The organism is Chromobacterium alticapitis, from assembly GCF_002924365.1.
GTDB lineage: Bacteria > Pseudomonadota > Gammaproteobacteria > Burkholderiales > Chromobacteriaceae > Chromobacterium > Chromobacterium alticapitis.
The window spans coordinates 1-283 of the sequence record NZ_PQWB01000142.1; the positions used below are offsets into that span (position 1 = coordinate 1).

Below are 283 nucleotides of genomic sequence, written 5' to 3' on the forward strand. Positions count from 1 at the left end.
GTCCTTGCAAATGCTACTGGCGTCCTCCGCAAAGTTCACGTCCAGCATCCAATGCAGACGGTTCTCGATGCCCCAATGCGCCCGCGCCGCTTGCGCTAAATCCTCTGCGCTCAGCTTGCGCGAGCTGATGTAGTAGCGGCGCTCCCACTGCCCCGGTTTGTCGCCGACTTGCCTCAATGAATCAATAACGCCCAGCGTTTGGCATCCCGGCCAGGCCTCGGCATCCACGCGTCCGGCCGCAGGCAGCACCCGCGCCCATTGCGCCACCTGCCGGCCATGGCCG

General features: G+C 64.7%; 1 protein-coding gene. It reads right to left on the bottom strand.

The genetic code is table 11. The annotated features are described in order from the left end of the window. The coding region (locus C2I19_RS19630) for an ISAs1 family transposase (RefSeq protein ID WP_146056883.1) at positions 1-283 on the bottom strand (283 nt) is incomplete at both ends.